This is a genomic window from Fibrobacter intestinalis, from assembly GCF_900167415.1.
Classification (GTDB): domain Bacteria; phylum Fibrobacterota; class Fibrobacteria; order Fibrobacterales; family Fibrobacteraceae; genus Hallerella; species Hallerella intestinalis.
The window spans coordinates 95,309-116,612 of sequence record NZ_FUWU01000003.1 but is presented as its reverse complement, the minus strand read 5'-3'; the positions used below and the strand labels follow the sequence as shown (position 1 = coordinate 116,612).

Genomic DNA, 21,304 nt, shown 5'->3' with positions numbered 1-21,304 from the left:
CCCATGAGCCTTGCACGCTTTTGCAAAGGCTCCCTTCCAGGGACAATTCGTCTAAAAGAGTAAAACTCTTAAGACTCATGGGCAGCCCCTTTTCCCTTCACCCTATCCCCCGCCACGCTTTGTGGTTGGAAGTTTTGGTTTTGTGGGGTGGAATTGGATATTGCGTCATAGCGAGAAGGGGGAACTCGGTTATCAGTTATCAGTTCCGACTATCAGCTTTCAACTAATCACTGATCACTAGTCGCTAACCCCTAATCCCTAACCATGGTTCGACTAGTTCGACAAGCTCACTAACCGACGGTCCCTGAGTTTATCGAAGGGCACCAACCAAGCAAATCGGGGGGAGTTTTGTATATAAGTCCCTAAAAAAAACATTGTCAAGTCTTTTTTGAAATTTTCTAAAAAAAAGAGAAAATAGATGTCCATATCGGCTTTTCTACCCAGCGAAATGATGTTGGGATTTTCAAACTAAAGAATTGTGTTCTAGCGTTTTTTCCAATTCCGGCGAATGTCGATTTTTCGTTAAAAATTTCTGTTAGGCCTGTTCTAAAAATGGCTTTGGTGAATGCTTCGACAAGCTCAGCAACCGTGCTTCGACAAATGGTCCCAGCCCTTCGGCAGGCTCAGGGACCGCCGGTTAGTGCACCTCGGCAAGCTCGGTAACCGCTGGTTAGTGAGCTTGTCGAACTAGTCGAACTAATCGAAGGGTGGCAAGGGAGAAGTGATTGGTGATTAGTGGGCTGTTGTTAGAGTTCGTAAGAGAAAAAGAAAATTCTGATTTGAAGAAAAGTTCCCTTTGAAAAAATTGCTCCGATTGAACAAATCCAAGCGGAAATCGGGAGCCATTCCTTTGTCGAGGTGAAGATTTCGGCACGGAAAATGAGCACTTGCATGTGCAGATGCGAAATGGAACGTTCAATCGAAACGAAGTCTATCGGTAGCGGTTAAAAAACAAACCCCTGCGCTTTGCGCAGGGGTTGCATTTTGAAATGGAGAGATCTACTTGAGGGTGCTGACCTGGACGTCCCAGCTCTGACCGTTCAAGGCGACTCGATAGGTGTTTGTTCCTTGCACTTTCATGCCTGCGGTATTGACGGCGGCTGCAGCGGGCTTTGCTGCGACCGGAGCCGCATTCGGGTCCTTCTTGGGAACGCCGATATGGCGGTTGCCCTTGAGGAAATCGATACCCTTGTTGCCGCCTTTCGTCTGAAGACATCCTGTGATAAAGATGTTTTCGTCCGTTACCGGCAGGCCGTTTTCTTCAAGGAGTTTCTTCGCTTGAGGAATGCCCGGTTCGATGATTTCCGCAGCGCACTTGACGCCCGGATGGGCTTCAGCAAACGGTTTCTTTTTCATCTGGTCGGCTGCGATTTTTACGAGTTCGGCATCCGGTTCGCACGGAGTTTTGCCAAGATAGCCGAGGATCATGTTGCCGTAGCCTTCGGTAATTTTGGCCCAAGTATCCAAGCCCTTGCTCTTATTTACCGTATTGATATACGCCTGCTGGAAGTAATACTGGGAAACTGGTGTCACGGAAGAGGCAAATCCGCCACGACGGACGCATTCGCTCATGTTGGCAATCACCTGCGGATACAGATGGAATGTTTTCGTTTCGCGCATCATCAGCGTGTTTGCCGTCAGAGCGCCACCCGGCATCGGAGAGAAAATGACGTCCGAAGAAATCTGGCGAGATTCCGGCGGGAAGTTGTAGTCTTTCAGGCATTCCACGGCGACATTGTTTGCTTCCATCAATTTGGGGATGGCGTTTTCATCGACAATGCCGTCTTCGCCGAGAGCGAGTGCATAGTCCGTGCCCTTCAACGCATGGAACATCGAGAAGAGATCCGGCTGGGAAGTTCCGCCGGAAAGCGGAGTGCGCGCGAGATCCACGCCGTCGGCACCACCTTCGATGGCTGCCAGATATTGACGAAGGCCCGTGCCGCAAGTCTCGTGAGAGTGGATGCGGAGTTCGACCCCTTCGCCAAGCAGTTTGCGAGCGCGTTTGAAAGTTTCATAAACCTTCATCGGATTTGCGGTTCCAGAAGCATCCTTGAAGCACACGGAAGCGAACGGAACGCCTGCATCCAAAATGTTCTTCAGCACTTTCTCGTAAAATTCCGGATCGTGAGCGCCTTTGCACCCGAGCGGGAGTTCCATCATCGTGACGACAACTTCGTGTTCAAGCCCTGCATCGGTAATGCACTTGCCGGAATAAATGAGGTTGTTTACATCGTTCAGCGCATCGAAGTTACGGATGCGGGTCATGCCGTGCTTCTTGAACATCTTGGCATGGAGATCGATCATATCATAGGGTTGCGGAGCGAGTGCCACCACATTGATACCGCGGGCAAGAGTCTGCAAACGGGCTTTCGGTCCGACAGTCTTGCGGAATTCATCCATCATGTCAAAGGCGTCTTCGCCGCAGTTTTGATACAGGGCCTGGAAGCGTGCGCCGCCACCGGCTTCAAAATGCGTGATTCCCGCTGCTGCAGCCGCTTCGACTGCCGGCATGAAGTCTTTTGTAAAGACCCGGGCGCCAAAGATGGATTGGAAACCATCGCGGAAAGAAGTATCTTGAAAGAGAATTTTTTTCATATTTGTTCCCATGGGAGAATCCTTCTCCCTGTCTAAGTGTCCATTATTTTAATTGCGAAAAATCCATGTTAAAGCGATTCCTCATCCGGAGTTGAATCGTCCTCGTCGGTAACGCAATTCGGAGAGGACGGGTTTTCCATACATTCATCCGTGGTGGACGAATCGCTTGATGAACTAGAGCTGCTGCAAGCGGTGAATGTTGCTGCCCAGAGCAGCATCATCAAAGACAAAGCGCAGAATAATTTCTTTTTCATGCTGCTATTATAGATTTTTTTGCTGGAAAAGAAAATGGCACTTGTCAAATTTCGGCCCATCAATGCGTGAATTATTTGTTCCGATAAATAAAAAAGGGAATTATGGACAATCTTCCACCAAGGGGAACTTAGTTTTCAGTTCTCGGTTATCAGTTCCGACTCCCGACTCCCAACTTCCAACCGGTCCCTGAACCTGCCGAAGGGCATTAACCCCTAGCCAAGCAAATCGGGTGGATTTTATATATACCCCCTAAATAAAAAAGGCTCGCTTCGGAGTTGTTCCAAAACGAGTCCTTTTAAAAAGTTGTTATAGAATTACTTCTTGGCGACCTTGGCCTTCTTGGCGGTAGCCTTGAGTTCCGAACCGACCTTGAAAGAAACAACCTTCGTCGCTTTGATTTTGATTGTTTCGCCGGTCAGCGGATTGCGACCAGTGCGGGCACCGCGTTCCTTCACGCTGAAGGTTCCGAAGCCGATGAGCTGCACCGGGCCGCCCTTCTTGATGCCTTCAGAGATGCCTTCGAGAACGGCGTTCACGGCCGCTGTCGCAGCAACTTTCGTTTCAATGTTAGCGGCTTTCTGAACATATTCAACAAGATCTTGCTTGTTCATGGATTTTTCTCCTTAATTGATTTTAGAATTCCATACAGCTATTATAATTTTTTGTTTGCAACAAATCAAGAGATTTTCGCAAAAAACTCAAAAGAATCGTTATTTTTCTAGGTTTTTTCGTTTTGCTCTTCCCAAGATTTATCGCGCCGCCTCGGAAAAATCCGATGTTCGACGTATTCTTGAAATATAGCGATGACGATACAAGTGAACGGAATGGCGCACACCAGCCCTATAAATCCCAAGAGTTTTCCCCAGACAGAGATGGAAAGAAGGATGAGGACTGGAGGCAAATTCATCTCGGTTCCTACGATTTTGGGAATGATGAACATGTCTTCGACAACCTGAATTACAAGGTAAATAGCCGCAATAATTAACAGCACTTGCCAAAAGGGGATGCCCGTGTCAAAAGAGTACATAATTCCCAAGAAAAACGCAATCGGCATACTGGCCACTTGAAGGTAGGGGACCATGTTCAAAAGCCCGATGAAGAGTCCAAAGACGACGCCCATCGGAAAACCGAGAACGCCAAAGGCGATGGCGTAAAGGATTCCGACAATCATGGCGACCAGGCTTTGGCTACGGAAATACGCTTTCATCAACCGATTTGTTTTGCGCAAAAGATCGGGTTTGCTCAAGTCGTCAAGCGGTACGAGCAAACGGATTTTTCGACGGATTTTGGGCATATCCATCATCAAGAACGTGGTGTACATAATGATGAATACAATGCTTACCAAAGTCAAAACGACCGAGGCCGTTCCCGAAAGAACCCCCATCGCTCCCGGAAGCAGCTTCCCGATCATCGACTGCACGGTTTCCCAGAAATTGATGTCCTGCAAAGATTCCAGCAGCTGCAGCTGCCCCGTAAAATTGTGCATGGAATTTCTCCAGTCCGACGGGAATAGCGCAAGCACCTGCTGGATCCAGACCGAATCCGACATGAATTTTTTGATGAGGCTTCCAAAACGGCTGAATTCTTCGCTGATTTGCGGAATGAAAATCAAGCAGAAAATCGTAACGACAGCGGCCATCAGACATAGCGTTGCAATTGTCGCTACAATGCGCGCAGAACGTTTTGGAATGCGCCGCAATTTCGGATGGCGTAAGAGAAAACGCGTCCATTCTTCGATTTTATCAACTACGGGATTTACAATGTAGGCGATAAGAAATGCGCCGACAAAAGGTGCGAGAACATTGCGCAAGTAATACAGCAGGGCGCACAAGCACACCGTGATAAGAAATATCGTGACGTACTTGAGTTTGATTTTTGTATTTAACGAAGCTTCTTTTTTTTCAGAGTCGGATTTTTTTTCCATCGATTTTTTACCCCCGCAATATATAGATATGAAAAAAGAATCAAAAGTCCGATGCTCAACCGGATGACAAAACGGTTCTTACCTGTAAATTCCCATTGCAAAATTTCAATCTCCGTCGGGAAGCCGAGAAGGGTTCCTTTACCCGATTCGACAGCGGCTTGGACAACGCGATTCATGTACAGGGAAGAATCCGGTTCTATTCCGTGGATGTCAAACCAAATTTTGCTCGGCTTCAAAAGGGAAAGCGGCAAGCGGACTTCCGAATAAAAACGGGTCGCAGGAATATCCATTTTTAAAGGGCGCAACGTTAAGGGATCTCCAGCTCGGGAAACCTGCGGGTCGGCGACATCTAAAACAAGAACAACGTCGGAACTCGCTCGAAAGCGCAGCACAACGGAATCCATATTCGAAAAATCCATACCTTCCAATGCCAATTCTCGCAGCCCGGATTCTAAAGGAATTTCCACGCCTGCATGGGGATGATAAATGCCGGAGTTCAGGGTCATTCGCACGGCAAGGGCGCTATCGCTTTCAAAAAATTCTGCGGTGGAAAATCCGCCTTCCCGGATGTCGCTGTAAATTCGGGCTTTGCCGAACGAATCGTTTTTCGGCCATAGCACAATGTGTTTGGTCGCGAACGCTCCCCAAAACAATCCGATAAGGATTACGCAAATCGCATACGCGAGGGTTAATTTTAACAAGGGCTTTTTCACTTTTTCTTTTTCAAAAAACCAAGAGCGGCGACCACGATGACGACGCAGACCAACAAGAAAATCGCAAGCTCCATAGAACCCACGCCTTTCGCGGCGATTTTTGTAAATCGGAAACGCATTGGCTTGCCTCGTTCTACATTCCAGCCGAGAGTGATTTCAAAATGGGATACGTGCTCCTTATGCCGTTGGACCAGTTCCTTGTCCGCTTGATTTTGCTGAAACCAAAATTCGGGAACATAAAATTCCGAGAAAGGAAGTGCGATGTGATTTTCCCCTTTTCGCAATGCGATTTCTTTTAAAAGAAGACGGTATGTCGCCAGTGAATCTTTTTGGGTGACATCGGGGTCGAATGTCCAAATTTTAATGACGAGTTCCGAAGCGGATTCTGAAAAAACATCCATCACGATAGAATCGACCAGAAGCCAGTTTTTGGAATCCAACGTCCAAATCAGGCCGCACCACGCCGCTTTCGATGTGTCCTTTCCCAAAGTACATTGAAATTCCAAAACGGAATCCACCCGTCGAACGGTTGCTGCAGACGAACCTCCGTCCGAGACGTCGTCATAGACAATCGGCAGTTCCGCGCTCGGCTGGGGAAAAATGGGAATGGAAAACTCCCGCTTGGGAACTAGCACAAAAACGACGAACGCGCAAATGATAGCAACAGAAAGGATTGCGAGTTTTTTCGCCATCAGTTCTCCGAAGACGTTTCAAAAATATCCTTGAACTTCATTTCGTATTGCATTGATTCAAACGGATCTTCTTCCGGGGAGGCCGTGCCGAAGATTTTATCGACAATTTTGCCCAGCTGCACGATGAACGCAAAATGGTGCTTTGGCTTTTTGGAAAGCAGCAGGCCATCCGAAGGAGAGGCGACCATTCGACGGAGAAGGGTCGCCATGGTCGAAGCGGGCAGTTGAAACATGTTGCAGCAAGTGGCGACTTTCCCGGCGATGCCGTAATCGGGCAATTTTCCGTCCACCAATTTTTCCCCGTGGTCAATGCAGCTGGTATTTTCTGTTGGCTCAATCCAGTCTGCTCGGCGTTCTTCTAACTTTTGAAGCCAAAGGACTCGCGTCTTGTCGTAGATTTCCCTGCGAAAAGCCATTGTTTTATCGCTTGGGAAAAACGTTCCCAGGCAATGCGGGCAAATTCGCAAGTCCAATCGAGAAAGTTCGACTTTTTTTGTTTCGGATTTACAGAAAGGGCAATTGCTCATCGTCTTTAGAAAATAGTAAATTTTGAGCTATGGCAAAAATAATCCCTGTTACATTGCAAAATTTTGAGACCGAGATCTCAGCAGAGGCGGAAAAACGCCCGGTTGTCCTGACTTTCGCGTCATCCCAAATCCCCGAATGCGCTTCTTACAACCAGATGCTGGAAACCCTCGCCAATGAGCTGGATTTCTCTTTGGGCGAAGTCAATCTGGACGAAACAGACAATATGGCGTTTATGGATTATTTCCAGATTCGGAGTCTGCCTTTTGTCGTCGTCCTTTCCAAAGGAGAAATCGCCGATGCCATCCAAGGCCGAGTTCCTCAAGATGAATTGAAGAAAAGGCTTTCCAAATTTTTTGTATCGGAAGAAGAGAGTGTCCGACAAACGATAGAAGACGCTGTTGCCGAAGGAAATTTTTCCCTTGCTAAACCGCAGATTCTTGCGGAGCTCGCTAAAAAAGCGGACGATCATCTGCAAATCCTGCTCGCGAAATGTGAACTCGGACTTGATGCCGCCGAATCTGCCAAGGAAATTCTGCAAAAAATTCCGGAAACCAGCGATGAATATGCCCAAGCGAAATCGCTTCTGGATTTGATGGATCTTTTGGTGGAGGCAGCCAAAACCGACGCTGTAGAAGGTTCCGCAGAAAAATTTCGCAACGCCTGCAAAGACGCTGCGCGCAAAGATTACCGGTCGGCGCTGGAAGGTCTTTTCCAACTCACCCTTTCCGATGCGGCGTTCCGGGATGGCATTGCCCAAAAATCGATGTTGGTTCTTTTCAGCGCCCTAGGCCCCAAAGATCCGCTCACCTGGGAATACCGCAACAAATTGAACACCTTCTTGTTTATTTAAAATGATGCGTCTGATTTCTTTCTTTACTGCTGTTCTTTTGCCCGTCGTCTTGTTTGCGCTGGACTTTCCTGTCCACAAAAAAGTTCTTGACAACGGATTGACCGTCCTTTTGTATCCGAATACGCAGGCACCGACCGTCAGTTGCAGGCTCTTTTATGTGACCGGTTCCGTGAACGAAATCCCGGGGAGTTCCGGGCTTGCCCATATTCTGGAACACGAATTGTTCAAAGGAACAAAAAAAGTGGGCGTCACCGATTTTCACAAAGATTCGATCCTCCTTGTGAAGCAAGATTCTGTGATGTCTTTGTCTCGCGAAGCCGCTGTTCGTGGGGATTCTTTGAACGCTCAAAAATTCCGAGCCGAATACGATTCGCTTGTTGAAGAAGAACGGCAATACATGGTGAAAGAGGAATTGTGGAGTGCTTACCAGCAAGCTGGCGGAACAGGACTGAATGCTTTTACAACCGATTTGATGACCGCTTATTTTGTCACTTTGCCCAAAAACCGGCTGGAGCTTTTTCTGTATTTAGAATCGGACCGAATGCAAAATGCGATTCTGCGGGAATTTTATTCGGAACGCGATGTGGTGCGCGAAGAAAGGCGGATGCGCTATGACGATCGCCCTTCGGGAAGATATTTTGAAACGTTGAACGGCATGACTTACGAAGCGTTCCCCTACCGGATTCCTACCATCGGCTGGCCCTCGGACATTATGAATTTGACGCGTGAACAGGCGGCGGAGCACTATCGCAAATATTATAAGCCGAGAAATGCCATCCTCGTTTTGGCGGGTGATTTGGATACGGCATCTGCAATGGCGTTGGTTCAAAAATATTTTGCAGAAATTCCTTCGGGGGAGGCTTTTGCTCCAATCACCGTTCGAGATCCGGAACCTGCCGGAGAAAAACGTTTGACGGTTTACCGCCCCGATGCTCCCAACCGGATGGATTTTATTTTTAAAACTCCGGGCGTCGGCGACAGCAGCCTGTATGCGCTCGATATCGCCGAAGGCGTTCTGAATGGACGCTCGGGAAGGCTCTATAAAAAATTGGTGGAAGAGAAAAAAGTGGCTGTTTCTGCACGCGCCGCGAACTCTGTAAATAAAATCGTTTCGGAATTTTCGATTAGCGTATTGCTGCAACCCGATGCCAATCCCGATTCCGTAGAAGCCTTTGTTTGGGAAGAACTTGAAAAACTCAAAACAGAAACCGTTTCCGAACGAGAACTCGCCAAGGTTAAAAATCGTGCGACGATGGGACTTGTCGAAAGTTTTCTCGATATGGAAAATGTGGCGACGCAGCTCGCTTGGTATGAAATGTTCGGCGACTATAAAATTCTTTTGAACTGGCCGGACAATCTTGGAAAAGTGACTCCGGAAAATGTACAGAATATCGCCCAAAAAACATTCAGCCACAAAAATGCGACCATTGGACTTTTATTGAAAGGCGAGGAACGTTAAATGAAACTGTTTTCCCTTTTGTTGTTTGTTTGTTTCCTTGCCGCTTGCTCGGGGACAAAACAGCCGGCTAAAATTCAACAGCCCGCGACCAAAACCGTCGAAGTCGCTAAAAAAATGGAAACTCCGGCAAGCGATATTCCGGAATCATACAAGGAAATCGTTTTTCCGCCTTTTGCTTATACGGCTCCGTTCCCTGCTGATTCCCGCGTTCAAATTTCAGAAAAAGTAACGGGCTACGTCATTGAAAATAGAAGTCTTCCTCTGATTCACTTTAACATTTTCTTTGAAGAACCGCACGTCACCGACAGTCTGCAAAACAAAGCTGCCAACGCGCTTCTTTCTTTCATGTTTCGCCGAGGCGGTTCCGAAAAACTTTCTCCGCAAGTTTTGGACGATTCGCTGGAATTTATCGCCGCGTCTCTTGCGGGATCGGTCGGCACGTTCACCAGTGCCATTAGCGTGGAATGTATGACCAAAGATTTTCCGCAGCTTATGGAACTCGCCAAAGAAGTCTTTTTGCATCCCGCGTTTGACAGCAGCGCTCTTGAAATTCAAAAAGCGAATGCCATCAACGGTTACGAACACCGCTATGATACGCCTAAAGATATTCTCGCCGCTTTGGACACTAAAGTGAATTACAAACCGAATCCTCGCTTATGGACCGCCACTGCCGAGGAATATCGGAATGTCAAACGCAACGACCTTGTTGCTCTTTCCAAGGGACGCTTTCAACGGGGGCGTATTGTTTTTGCGCTCGCCGGGGATTTTAACAGAGATTCCATGGTGACGGAATTAAAACGGTATTTTGAATCCTGGCCATCTGACAAACCGGACTCGTCCAAAATTCCGCCGATGGAACTTTCACAAAAAACGGGAATTTTCCTTGTGGATAAGGATATAACCCAAGCGAATATCCAGATGAGCGCGCCTTTTGTGAAACGTCCACACCCCGATTATTACCCGACGGCAGTGGCAAGTTTTATTTTAGGAGACGGCAGTTTTTCCTCTCGCCTGATGGCGACGGTGCGCTCTGACAACGGACTCGCTTATAGCATTCACAGTTACGCTGAAAATTCTTACCGCGATCAAGGCCGGGTATTTATTTCTCTGCAAACGAAAGTGGAAAGTGCTGCTCTGGCGATAGACTTGATTCAAAAGGAAATTGAAAAATTGGCAAAGGAAGGCCCGACCGATGCGGAATTGGAACAAGCCAAGAAAACGCTGATTGAAGGACTTCCAAGCCTGTTCGATTCTCCGGCGAGTACGTCCATTCTTTTTGCGCAAGGAGATTTGCTCGGCAAAAAGGATTCGCATTATATTGACTATGTTCAAGAAATCAACGCCGTGACGAAAGAGCAGGTCCAACAGATGATTGCCAAATACTTTGACCCCAAAAAAATGGCAATCTGCATTGTCGGTCCTGAAAGCGGGCTGAAAGATGTTGGGACGTTTACGGTTGTTCCGCTGGACAGCTTGGATATGAGGCAGTGAGCTTTTTGAAACGCTTTTTCTTTATCTTAAACTTTTTTGTTTTTTGTTCGCTTGCGATTGCAGGTCCCGGACAAGAAGAGTTGCGTCACAATGCTTGCGCTGCCGCCAAAAAATGTTTAGATATCATTCTTCCGAGATGTTCTGCCCAGGAGCTGGAACCCGTCGAAGATGTCGAATATGACGGCGAATTCTGCTCGGCATTTTTGGAATTGCAAAAACGCGGAATTCCACTGCAAAGCCCCGTCACCGCTGAAATTTTTGGGCATCTCGGCGGGCGTTATCGAGTCGTTTACGAAACCGAGGGCAAGCTCCCCGTCAGCGGACCGATGATGAGCTATCTTTTTGATCATTTCCCGTTTACGACTGCGCTGGTAAATGCCATGCAAGAAACCAATTATACGATTCACTACAATTCGTGGGATCAGCGGCTTTTCAGCGGCAATAACGGCGGAAATCTTTTTGGTGATTTTTACTGGGTTTTGCAGGATAGCGCTGGAGTCGGAAAAGGATTTCACAATGTTTTTTACGGCAGCGGACGTTGCAAAATTCTTCGCTGGAATCTGCATGGAATCGCCATCGCTGTTTTGGACATGTATCCGAACGGCGATGCGACCCGCTATAAATTCAAAGCGATTGTATTCCCGGCTAACGCCGTTTTGAATTCCATTATGAAAATGGGCGTCTTCCGGGATGTGGTCAATTCCAAAATTTCGGAAATTATCCGCAACATTTCGGAATCTTCGGAAAGTTACGTCGAAGGCAATCATGAACCCGTCGAAAAATCCGAAGTTATTCAAAAAAAATACAGTAAGGAAATTCATGAATTTCAGCAAGTCGCGTCTGGAAAATTATTTTGGACCGTCGGCGACGCTGTTCAAAAAAAACGCGAAGAAAAACGAAAACAGAAACCGAATTTTGTAACCGAAATTCCGATGATTTTCAAACAGGAAAATTCCCATGGCAACCCCTGACTATACTTATTCTTCCCCGGAAATGCAAGCGAAAATCGAAGCACTGCTCCCGCGGATTACAGAACACCGTCGCGATCTTTTGATGAAAGTGGTTCAAAATCGCACGCGGCATTTTTGCATGGTTCTCGAAGACCTTTTTGACCCGCATAACATTTCGGCGGTCATTCGCACGGCAGAGGTTTTCGGATTGGAAGACGTGCATATTATCGAAGAAGTGAATCCTTACAAAGTAAACAAATCTATTTTGAAAGGCTCCATTAAATGGATGAATCTTTATTTGTATAAAAAACGCAAGGCCTGCATGGAACATCTGCGGCAAAAAGGTTACCGCATCGCTGTTGCCAGCACGAATACGACAAAATCCGTTTTGGATTTGGATCTTTCTCAGCCGACCGCTTTCTATTTGGGAAGTGAATTTACCGGAAATCATCCTGATACCCTTGCGACCGCAGACTGCGAATTTATTTTACCGCAATACGGCATTACCGAATCCATGAATGTTTCCGTTGCCGGAGGCGTTCTCATGTGTTATCTGGATCACTTTATGCAGCAAAAAGGGCGTTCTCAATTTACGCTTTCCCCTGGCGAACGCGATGAACTTTTGCTCGAATGGCTAAAAAGGCATATAAATGACGAGTCCGCATCCAGCTCTATCACTCGCATAGACGGCGAATAAGTTAAATTGTATTCGCGATGAAAAAGAATATCGGATTATATCTCGCTGTCGGCCTTGTTGTCCTGCTCGCCATTATCATTTTGATTTTTGGCCTGTTCTTTTTGAACGACAAGGATCCCCGTGAAGTTTTTGACACCTATTATCTGCGATTTCCTCAAGTCAGCACCTTGACTTTGGACGACCCTGTTAAAATCAACGGCGTAAAGCTCGGTAAAGTCGAAGATATTTATTTGTCTGGGCATCGCGTTCTTGTTGTGGTGCGAATCCGTAACGACGTACGAATCCCGGTGGGCTCCGAAATTCGCGTGCAGAACATCGGCATTATGGGAGAACGCCAAATCGGTATCATCCTTTGCGATTCCAGCGAAAATTATTCGCCCAACGACACAATCGACGGACAATTTGATGCGGGCATTGCCGAAGCGCTTGGGCTTGCGGGAGAAATCATCGATTCTACAAAAACGCTCATCACTTCGGTTCATCAAGTGATGGATTCGACCATCGCGAATCCCGAATTCCGGACTAAATTCCGCACGATGATGGACAAGGCGGAAAATCTGGAAGATCGTCTGGCGAAAATGCTCAAGGACACGGATCCGCAAATCAAAAGCAGCTTGAACAATTTGAATATGGCCACCGTTAAAGTAAACGCTTTGCTTGACACGGTAAAAGCTCCTGTCAGCGGGCTTCTTGCCGACGCCAATAATTTGATGCAAGACGCGGGCGGCATTCTTGTCAAACTGGATTCTGTGACAAATCGCTTGACTCTTTTGACATCCAAGCTTCAATCCACGGACAATACGGCGGGAATCCTGCTCAACGACAGAACTCTCCATGACGATTTGGTTCAAACTCTCCATTCCGCGGACAGCCTGTTCCAAATTATTCTTCAAGACGGTTTGGATATTAACGTGGATTTCTTTTAATTAGGACGGATATTGTATGCTGACTAAAGAAATTGTCGTCACCAACAAGCTCGGCGTGCACGCGCGCCCCGCAGGAATGATTGTCGATATTACCGGCAAATCCCAAAGCGACATCTCTCTGGAATATGAAGGCAATAAAGTAAATGCCAAAAGTATTTTGAACGTGATGATGCTCGCCATTACACCGGGTTCCACCGTCAGATTTACCGCCGATGGTGCTGATGAAGAACAGGTTTTGAATCAACTGGAACAACTTTTCCGCGAAAATTTTCATGAAGAGCAAAATGACTAATAAGCAAAAAAATCGAACGGTTCTAGTGGGAGTGGCCGCTTCTCCCGGTTATGCTTATGGTCCTGTCCGCAAAATTGAAACCCGAAAATATTCTTTAGACTCCTCGGCTTTGCCAACCAGTGCGCTTGCCGAAGAAGAAAACCATTTTTTATCTGCTGTCGATAAAGCTGCCAAAGAAATTCAGAACTTAAAAAAAGTTACCGGAGAACGGTTGGGTGAAGAAGAAGCCCGCATTTTCGATTCCCACTTGATGATGCTTCGGGACTCGACGGTTCTGGATCCGATTATTCAAAGCATCCGTCAAAAAAGGCATAACGCCCGTTGGGCTGTTCATTGCACGCTTTCGGCTTTAATTGCCAAATTTGAAAGCAGCAAAATGGAAATCATGCGTGAACGCACGATGGATTTGCGGGAGATTTACAATCGTTTGCTTGCCGCTTTGGACGAAGCTACTTCCGCGCCTCTGCCTCAAAGCAAAACTCCTTTGGAACCGTCCAATATCGTTTCGCACGAATTGACTCCCGGTATGCTGATGTCCATTGAAAAAAATGAGGTGCTGGGATTTGCGACGGACATCGGTGGGCGCACAAGCCATATTTCCATTCTTGCCCGAGCCATGCAGCTCCCTGCGGTTTCCGGTTTGCGCAACATTTCCGTTGTCATTGAAGATAACGATATGCTGTTTATTGATGGAACCGGAGGAATGGTCATCGTTAATCCAAACGAAGAAGACCTGAATCGCTACCAGGAAAAGCTGGCGGTTTACAATAAGCAGAAGCAAGAACTTTTCACCATGCGCCAATTGGAGCCGATGACCTTGGACGGCAAATACATTACGCTCCATGCGAACATCGAGCTTCCTATTGAAGCAGAATCCGTTCTGGAATTTGGCGCAACAGGCATTGGACTTTACCGTTCCGAGTTCCTTTTTTTTAGAAAGGGAACGCCGACTTGCGAGGAACAGACCGCTGCCTACTCGCATATTCTGAAAAGGCTTTCCCCCCATCCGGTGGTTATTCGAACCTTGGATGCTGGCGGCGACAAGCTCGTTTCCGATATTTCCGCCGCGGACGAAGCAAATCCTTTTATGGGCTGGCGTTCCATTCGCGTGTGCCTTACCCGCAAAGACCTTTTCCGTGAACAATTGCGGGCTTTGCTTTTGGCGAGTCGTGAAGGACATTTGCGCATCATGTTCCCCATGATCAGCAGTTTAAATGAACTCCGCGAAGCTAAGGCTCTTTATTATGAATGTCGGACGCAACTGCTGAATGAAGGCGTGGAGCTTCCCGAAGTGCAAGTCGGTTGCATGATAGAAGTCCCGGCGGCGGTCATGATGGTTGGTACTCTCGCTAAAGAAGTGGATTTTTTCAGTATTGGTACAAATGACCTGATTCAGTTTACGTTGGCTGTAGATCGTACAAATGAACTGATTGCTAATATGTTTGAACCGCATCATCCGGCTGTTTTGAATATGATAAACCGCACTGTTCAAGCGGCTCATAGCGAAGGCATTCCCGTTTGCGTCTGCGGCGAAATGAGTGCCGATCCCTTGTCCACGCTTGTTCTGGTCGGTCTAGGCGTCGATGAACTTTCCATGACACCCTGGAGCATTATGGAATGCAAAAAAATCATTCGATCCGTCAATTACGAAGATGTGAAAGCTACTGCCCGCGCCGTTCTTAAAATGGATACCGCCGCCGATGTCAATCGTTATCTCCGTCAAAAATATCTACAGATGATTATCGACTTGGGCATTTCCAGTTTTATCACATCTCACGAAATCAAGAATCCGTTAGAAAAAAATGCTTAAAAAAATTCTTCTTGTTGGAACTTTGCTTTGTGCCGCTCTTTTTGCCTCTACAAAAGATTCTGCACAGGATCGGATTCCGGGATATGATTTTCAAAACAAAGTCATTCGCTATGAACGCAATCAGAAAAATTGCGATTCCCTGCCTGACGGTTTGGAAAAAGATTTCACTTGCGCTGCAGCCGCTTATTATCAAGGCGATTTTGAAGGCTCGCTTAAGGCATACGAATCTCTTCTTGGCAAGGATGAAAGTCTAGATAAAAGTATCTTGTCTCGAATAGCGCGATCCCAGTTTGAACGAAAACAATATGCGCAAGCTAAAAGTACCATCGCTAAAGGGGATGAAAAGTTTCCCGATGACGCTGGCTGGAAAGAATTTGCGGCACGAGTTCGGCTGGATTTGAATTTAGAAGACCCGAATATCAAACCCAAAGCGAAAGCGGATTCCATTGACGTCTTTTTGAAAAATTACGGCGACGATGTGCGAGTTCCTCGTTTGCGTTATACAAAAGGAACTTTGCTCGAACAAGCGCACTGGTATAAAGCAGCAAAGACCGCGTACCTTTACGTTATCGCTCATCCCTCGGAATATGGTGACGCCGCCTGGAAAGCTTTGCGTCGCATCCGTTCCCATTCCATCGCTGAAACCCTCGATGAAAAAATCACTTATACGAGTCGCCTTTGCAGCAAGGGCTTTCACAAGGAATGCCTCGATTTGATCGATTCCATTTTTGCGATAGATGCCGTTCAAGTTTCTGGACGCGACACGAGCAAAGCGCCCGTTTTAAAAACCGCAGAAGATTCTCTCAACCAGAAATTGCCCCCCAGCACGATTTCGTTAAAAAATCGTATCTCTTTGTGGGAATTTCGAGCGGCGGCCTACAAGAATTTGAAGCAGGATTCTGCGGCCATTCGGACTTATGAATTTTTAACGGACAGTGTGGATTTCCGAGTTGCATGGTTGCAATCTTTAGTTCGTCTTTATCGCGCAAATGGCATGACGGTCAAGGCGGCAAAAATCGATTCGCAATTCCAGGCCAAGTTCCGCTTTACTTTGCAAAACGCCAACAACATTTGGGTTCGGGCGTTTGAATTGGAGCAAGCGGGCAAATTTGCAGAAGCCATCGCCAGTTATGATTCCCTTTCCAATCCCCGTTTTAAAAACAGCAACAAGGTCAAATGGATTCGTTTTCGAATCGCCCTCTGCTATTTGAAACAGAACAAAATGGATTCCGCCATTATCGCTTTCAATAAGGCGAAAAGCGAAGATTTTCTCTGGAGTTCCAGCGGTGCGAGAATGTTTCTCGGTGATATTTATTTCTCTCAAGGCAAAGCAGAAGAGGCCAAGGCGGCCTATCTCGATTGCATCAAAGATTTTCCGGTCGGCTACTACGCGCATCGTTCCCGCATCAAATTGATAGAAAACGGTTTGATGGATTCTGCATCGGTTCCGTGGCTCGCTCCTCGAGATATGTCGGACTCGGCGACTATCGTCTGGATTCGTTCCATTCAAAAAGGAAAGTCGGATTCTTCTCACAGTGAAGCCCGCTATAAGATGGTGCAAAAGCTTTTGGACTTCGGATTTGCCGAAGAAGCCTTTGATTTGTTTCACGCAGCCAAAAAGAAAAATCAAGATCGTTTGGATTTCTTGTATTCCTATGGTAAACTTTTCCTTGCTTACGATGAACTGATTCAAGGCTATGCGCTGGCACGAAAATTTCAGAATACGATTCCTCGCGCTTTTTTAGGGGACGCTCCGCGCGGCGTGATGAAATTTTTGTATCCCATGCCGTTCAAAGAACAGATTTTCGCCGCTGCGGATTCTTCCATCGACCCGTTCTTTGTTTACAGCGTGATGCGTCAGGAATCCACTTTCAACTATTTGATTACAAGCCCGGCGAATGCTTGCGGCCTTTTGCAAATCATTCCTCCGACGGCGAAAAAACTTGCCGATGCTGAAAAAATTCAAAACTTTTCTTCGGCTCTGCTGTACAATCCTTATATGAATATCCGATTGGGCGTGCGTTACTTGAAAGATCTCCTTAAGGAATACGAGAACGATCCCATGTATGTTCTGGCCAATTACAATGCGGGTCCCCGCCCTGCAAAACGCTGGCAAGCGGCTAGCAAAAACATGTCGTGGGATATGCGGGCCGAAGAAATCAGCTACTGGGAAACCCGTGACTATGTAAAACGCTGTTTGGGCAATTACTGGGTTTATACCGAAGTTTGGGAACGCTAAATGTTGCTTTTTGTTTTGACATTTGGCGCTGCAATCTGTTTTGCTTTCGGGAATGTCCTTTCCAAATCGGGAGTTGCTAAATCCGGGAAAAAAGCAGACTTTGCACATCCTATTCAATTTATTCTCGGCTTTCTCACCTCTAAACGCTGGTGGACGGGATTTTTTCTTTCGGCGTGCGGGAATGCGGGAAACTATTCGGCGATGGCGCTTTATAATTTGAGTCTGGTCAAACCGATTTCCGCATTGAATCCGGTTCTTACCGCTGTATTTGGGTGGCTCTTTTTGAAAGAGCCTATTAACCGACGCATTGTCGCCGCCATTGTGTGCGTTCTTTGCGGGCTTCTTTTCGCGTCAGCAGAAATCGGAGAAAAGGCTGGTGTGCAAAATATTCCGGCTCTCTGGATTTTTGTCGCCATTTTTTTGGCTTTCGCCTTTTCTTGCCGTTTCATTTTTCGGCGCAGCGAAATCAGCGATTCCCTGATGATGGGAACCTGCTACGGGCTTTCGGATGTTTTGTATAAAAGCCTTGCGATTGACGCTACCGCAAAGGGGATAGAACTTTCCGCTGGTGAATTCGTTTACTGGCTTGGTGACATTCGGGTTTGGGCTTTTGCGGCGACCTATCTTACCGCATTTCTTTTTACGCAAGTCGCTTTTTCTCGTGGGCGCGCCCTTTTTGTAATTCCGTTTAGCGCGGCGATCGGAGCCGTTGTTCCCATTCTCGCCGGGGCGCTTATTTTTGCGGAGCCGTTTCCACCGATGAAAATCGTGAGCATCGTTCTGGTCATTTTCGGTTCTAGTTTGTTCATTACGAGCCCGCGAGAAATCATCAAGAAAAATTTTAGTAGGAAATTCCATGCAAAATGATATTTGGTTCAAAGCGATAGGACATTGCAAAACGGAAGAATACGATTTGGCGACGTTCTTTTTGATGGAAGCGGGAGTTGGCGCTTTGGAAGAACTTGAAACTTCTAACGCCGAGCGCACCGATTTTTGCTTTTATTCCGAAAGTCAAGAATTTCGAGATGGTATAATTGCTCGGTTTCCGCAATATCATTTTGAGGCAGAAAACGAAAAGGCTAAAGATTGGGATCGCTGGTGGCGGGACAGAGCGACTCCGGTCCATGTCTCCGAAAAAATCTGGGTGAGGCCGCCTTGGGTTGAATTTACTCCTCCAGAAAAAAATGCCGTTCTCCTGGTGCTCGAAGCCAAAAGCGCTTTTGGAACGGGCGATCACGCTACGACGGCTCTGATCTCCGGCATGATGGAATTCTTGGATTTTCAAAACAAGATCGTCCTCGACATTGGAACGGGAACGGGCATTCTCTCGATGATTGCCGATAAACTGGGAGCGCGCAAAGTCATCGGTACGGAAATCGATCCGCTAGCCCTTCCTTGCATTGTGGAAAATTTCAAGCAGAACCAATGTGGAAATTCCCGTGCCGTGTTCGGGTTTTTAAGCGCGTTCAGCGATTCCGCTTCCTTTGATATTATCGTTTGTAATATGATTCGCACCGAATTTTGGCCCATGCGAAAAGACGTGGAACGGATGCTTTCTAAAGGCGGACATTTTCTGCTCACCGGGCAACTGACCGCCGAAAAGGATTACATTCTCCATTGGTTTCAGGAATGCGGTTTTCAAGTCGTTCGGGAAAATACACGGGACGAATGGTGGTGCGTTGACGCTGTTTACACGGGGAAAGTACGATGACGACTTTCTTTGCGCGCGCCGCTTTAGGAAAAACAACCGAGAAACCTGTATGGCTGATGCGCCAAGCGGGACGTTACTTGCCCGAATATCGCGCACTCCGCAAACGTTTTCCTGATTTCATTTCTTTTGTACGTAATGCGGATGCTGCTGCCGAAGCGACCTTGCAGCCCGTTAATCGTTTTGATATGGATGCGGCAATCCTCTTCAGCGATATTCTTGTGACTCTTCCTTCCATGGGATTTGATTTGAAGTTTGAATCCGGAAAAGGTCCTGTCATTTCCAATCCTTTTCGCGACGCGTCTTGTGCGAAAAATCTTCGGCAAGTTCGTTTAGAAAACGATTTAGCATATACGAAAGCCGCTTTGCAAAAAGTCCGCGCCAAGCTCTCTTCGGAAAAATCCCTCCTCGGTTTTGTCGGGGGGCCGCTTACGATTGCTTCTTATGCTATTGAAGGTGGAACTTCTAAAGATTTGCACAGGACCAAATCCCTTTTTTATAATGATTCTGATGCTTATGCGGTTTTGCTGAATGCAGTTGCCGAAACAACCGGCAAATATCTGGCTCTTCAAGTGGAATGGGGCGCAGATGTTCTCGTCATCATGGATTCGTGGGCTGGGCATTTAAACGGTGACGATTATCAAAAAATGGCAAAGCCCTACACGGATAAAGTCGTTTCCATTGTTCGCCAGCAAACGGATGCTCCCATTATCCATTATGCAAACGGCGCTTCGCATCTCGTTGCGGATTTTATCAAGTCCGATTTTAATGTTGTCGGAGTCGATCATCGAACCGATTTGGCAAATCTTCTGGACAAGAATCCAGGAAAAATTTTCCAAGGAAATCTGGACCAGGCTTTGCTTTTTGCAAATCCCGAAATCATTCGGGAGCGGACTCAAGAAATTTTAAAGACCGTTGGAAATCGTCCGCACATTATGAATCTTGGGCACGGCGTTCTTCCCGATACGCCTCTTGACGGAGTTCGTACTTTTGTCGATACGATTCACGGAAATCATTTATGAATGAAAAAGCATACTTTCCAGCCATCGACGGATTGCGCCTTTTAGCTTCCCTCAATATCGTGATGCTGCATCTAGCTTCCTCTTCGGCACTTGGCTATATGGCGAGTTGGACTTGGGTAATGCCGATTGTAACTGCTCCCGCTTTTGCCGCTGGGCTCTTCTTTATTCTGGCCGGATTTTTATTTGCTTCTAAATTCAATGACCCGGACAGACGCTTGCCCGTCATACCCTTTTTGTTTGCTCGTATCGCAAAGCTCTATCGCTGCCATTTCGCCATGACGCTCCTGATGTTTGTCGCTATTTACGTCAAAGTGGGCGGGTTTGAAAACATGTTTCACCCCATCCGCTCCCTTTTCATGCACCTTTCGCTTTCGTGGGCGTTTTTTCCGCAGTTGGGAATGAAACTCAATGAACCCAGCTGGTCTTTAACAGCATTCTTTATTTGTTATGCAATCACTCCATTTTGCGCGCGGCATTTGGCGAAAATTTCCAGTCGAAAAATTCTGTGGACGCTTTGTGCGCTGGTTTTCCTTCCTGGAATCCTGTGGGGAATTTTCTTTGCATACGCCGGTTTTCTAGGAAACGTTCCGCTTCTTGGAGATTTTTCCAATTACAATTTGCGCTATCAGTATTTTCACATGTTTCCCTTTGTACGCATTTTTGAATATCTGTTCGGGATGATTCTTTTTAGGCTTTACAAATCGGGCGCATTCGATATTTTGAAAAAAAATTATGTCGCTGGAATTTTGCAGATTTTCTTTTTGGCGATTCTCTATGCGAGCCTTTTTACGATGAAATCCGAAAACGTCGCCTGGAATTTTATTTGCCATCATTCCGTTGCGGTTCTTATTTATGGCGGTCTTATCATCTGCGTCACGACATCCAAGGGTTGGCTTTCCCGAATTTTTTGCCAGCCGCTCATTCGCTCTGTCGGGCGCGCGTCTTTTTATCCGTATCTGATTCACTTGCCGCTAGTCACCATCGCCTGGGGCTTTTGTGATATGAACCGTCCTCTTTCCACCGTTCTCTTTCTCCTTTTCATTTACACGGTGAGCACGCTCTACCAAAAGTACAAAGATCGCTTGCATCGTTTGGAAAAAAGTGCGCATTCGCTTCCCCCGCAGAAGTAGCTGCGCAACGGCTGTTGGCTGTT

20 protein-coding genes are annotated in these 21,304 nt (G+C 46.9%); 13 read left to right on the top strand and 7 right to left on the bottom strand.

The window, feature by feature from the left end:
* Positions 1 to 999: 999 nt before the first annotated feature.
* The 7 genes from B5D40_RS01715 to B5D40_RS01685 all read right to left on the bottom strand — a co-directional run bounded on the left by B5D40_RS01715 (position 1,000) and on the right by B5D40_RS01685 (position 6,706).
* Positions 1,000 to 2,595 carry a biotin attachment protein gene (locus B5D40_RS01715; RefSeq protein ID WP_078775517.1) on the bottom strand — a complete coding sequence of 532 codons (1,596 nt, stop codon included), beginning with the start codon at positions 2,593 to 2,595 and terminating at the stop codon, positions 1,000 to 1,002.
* A 68-nt stretch (positions 2,596 to 2,663) separates the two neighbouring features.
* Positions 2,664 to 2,849 carry a hypothetical protein gene (locus B5D40_RS01710; RefSeq protein WP_143394183.1) on the bottom strand — a complete coding sequence of 62 codons (186 nt, stop codon included), beginning with the start codon at positions 2,847 to 2,849 and terminating at the stop codon, positions 2,664 to 2,666.
* A 315-nt stretch (positions 2,850 to 3,164) separates the two neighbouring features.
* Positions 3,165 to 3,461, bottom strand: coding sequence for an HU family DNA-binding protein (locus B5D40_RS01705; protein WP_073303987.1), 297 nt, complete (start codon positions 3,459 to 3,461; stop codon positions 3,165 to 3,167).
* 107 nt (positions 3,462 to 3,568) lie between these two features.
* Positions 3,569 to 4,774: an AI-2E family transporter gene (locus B5D40_RS01700; protein WP_078775515.1), complete on the bottom strand. Its 1,206-nt coding sequence runs from the start codon at positions 4,772 to 4,774 to the stop codon at positions 3,569 to 3,571.
* The gene (locus tag B5D40_RS01695) at positions 4,732 to 5,487 is read right to left on the bottom strand and encodes a hypothetical protein (RefSeq protein WP_078775514.1); all 756 of its coding nucleotides are present in this window, start codon (positions 5,485 to 5,487) and stop codon (positions 4,732 to 4,734) included. Before B5D40_RS01695 ends, B5D40_RS01700 begins: the two co-directional genes overlap by 43 nt.
* Complete coding sequence (locus B5D40_RS01690; protein ID WP_078775513.1) at positions 5,484 to 6,179, bottom strand: hypothetical protein; 696 nt, start codon at positions 6,177 to 6,179, stop codon at positions 5,484 to 5,486. The genes B5D40_RS01695 and B5D40_RS01690 overlap by 4 nt, the downstream gene beginning before the upstream one ends.
* Entirely contained in the window at positions 6,179 to 6,706 is a 528-nt protein-coding gene (locus B5D40_RS01685; RefSeq protein ID WP_073303996.1) for a zf-TFIIB domain-containing protein, read from the bottom strand. Before B5D40_RS01685 ends, B5D40_RS01690 begins: the two co-directional genes overlap by 1 nt.
* A gap of 29 nt (positions 6,707 to 6,735) precedes the next feature.
* Here B5D40_RS01685 and B5D40_RS01680 point away from each other — a divergent pair, with 29 nt between their 5' ends.
* From B5D40_RS01680 to B5D40_RS01620, 13 genes are all read left to right on the top strand, one after another.
* Entirely contained in the window at positions 6,736 to 7,557 is an 822-nt protein-coding gene (locus tag B5D40_RS01680; protein WP_078775512.1) for a tetratricopeptide repeat protein, read from the top strand.
* 1 nt (position 7,558) lies between these two features.
* The gene (locus tag B5D40_RS01675) at positions 7,559 to 9,016 is read left to right on the top strand and encodes a M16 family metallopeptidase (protein WP_078775511.1); all 1,458 of its coding nucleotides are present in this window, start codon (positions 7,559 to 7,561) and stop codon (positions 9,014 to 9,016) included.
* Positions 9,017 to 10,507, top strand: coding sequence for a M16 family metallopeptidase (locus B5D40_RS01670; protein WP_078775510.1), 1,491 nt, complete (start codon positions 9,017 to 9,019; stop codon positions 10,505 to 10,507). It abuts the gene before it with no gap.
* A gap of 80 nt (positions 10,508 to 10,587) precedes the next feature.
* Positions 10,588 to 11,478, top strand: coding sequence for a hypothetical protein (locus B5D40_RS01665; RefSeq protein ID WP_143394467.1), 891 nt, complete (start codon positions 10,588 to 10,590; stop codon positions 11,476 to 11,478).
* Positions 11,465 to 12,154: a TrmH family RNA methyltransferase gene (locus B5D40_RS01660; protein ID WP_233126443.1), complete on the top strand. Its 690-nt coding sequence runs from the start codon at positions 11,465 to 11,467 to the stop codon at positions 12,152 to 12,154. The genes B5D40_RS01665 and B5D40_RS01660 overlap by 14 nt, the downstream gene beginning before the upstream one ends.
* A 17-nt stretch (positions 12,155 to 12,171) precedes the next feature.
* On the top strand, positions 12,172 to 13,080 hold the full coding sequence (locus tag B5D40_RS01655) for an MlaD family protein (protein ID WP_078775508.1): 909 nt from the start codon (positions 12,172 to 12,174) through the stop codon (positions 13,078 to 13,080).
* A gap of 16 nt (positions 13,081 to 13,096) precedes the next feature.
* Positions 13,097 to 13,372 carry an HPr family phosphocarrier protein gene (locus B5D40_RS01650; RefSeq protein ID WP_078775507.1) on the top strand — a complete coding sequence of 92 codons (276 nt, stop codon included), beginning with the start codon at positions 13,097 to 13,099 and terminating at the stop codon, positions 13,370 to 13,372.
* Positions 13,365 to 15,182, top strand: coding sequence for a phosphoenolpyruvate--protein phosphotransferase (gene ptsP / locus B5D40_RS01645; protein WP_158222157.1), 1,818 nt, complete (start codon positions 13,365 to 13,367; stop codon positions 15,180 to 15,182). Before B5D40_RS01650 ends, ptsP begins: the two co-directional genes overlap by 8 nt.
* Positions 15,175 to 17,421, top strand: coding sequence for a transglycosylase SLT domain-containing protein (locus B5D40_RS01640; protein WP_078775505.1), 2,247 nt, complete (start codon positions 15,175 to 15,177; stop codon positions 17,419 to 17,421). The genes ptsP and B5D40_RS01640 overlap by 8 nt, the downstream gene beginning before the upstream one ends.
* Entirely contained in the window at positions 17,422 to 18,288 is an 867-nt protein-coding gene (locus B5D40_RS01635; RefSeq protein WP_073304018.1) for an EamA family transporter, read from the top strand. It abuts the gene before it with no gap.
* Positions 18,278 to 19,132, top strand: a complete 855-nt coding sequence (locus B5D40_RS01630) for a 50S ribosomal protein L11 methyltransferase (RefSeq protein WP_078775504.1) — start codon at positions 18,278 to 18,280, stop codon at positions 19,130 to 19,132. Before B5D40_RS01635 ends, B5D40_RS01630 begins: the two co-directional genes overlap by 11 nt.
* On the top strand, positions 19,129 to 20,151 hold the full coding sequence (hemE, locus tag B5D40_RS01625) for a uroporphyrinogen decarboxylase (protein ID WP_078775503.1): 1,023 nt from the start codon (positions 19,129 to 19,131) through the stop codon (positions 20,149 to 20,151). The genes B5D40_RS01630 and hemE overlap by 4 nt, the downstream gene beginning before the upstream one ends.
* Positions 20,148 to 21,281, top strand: coding sequence for an acyltransferase family protein (locus B5D40_RS01620; protein WP_078775502.1), 1,134 nt, complete (start codon positions 20,148 to 20,150; stop codon positions 21,279 to 21,281). Before hemE ends, B5D40_RS01620 begins: the two co-directional genes overlap by 4 nt.
* The last annotated feature ends 23 nt before the right edge of the window (positions 21,282 to 21,304 follow it).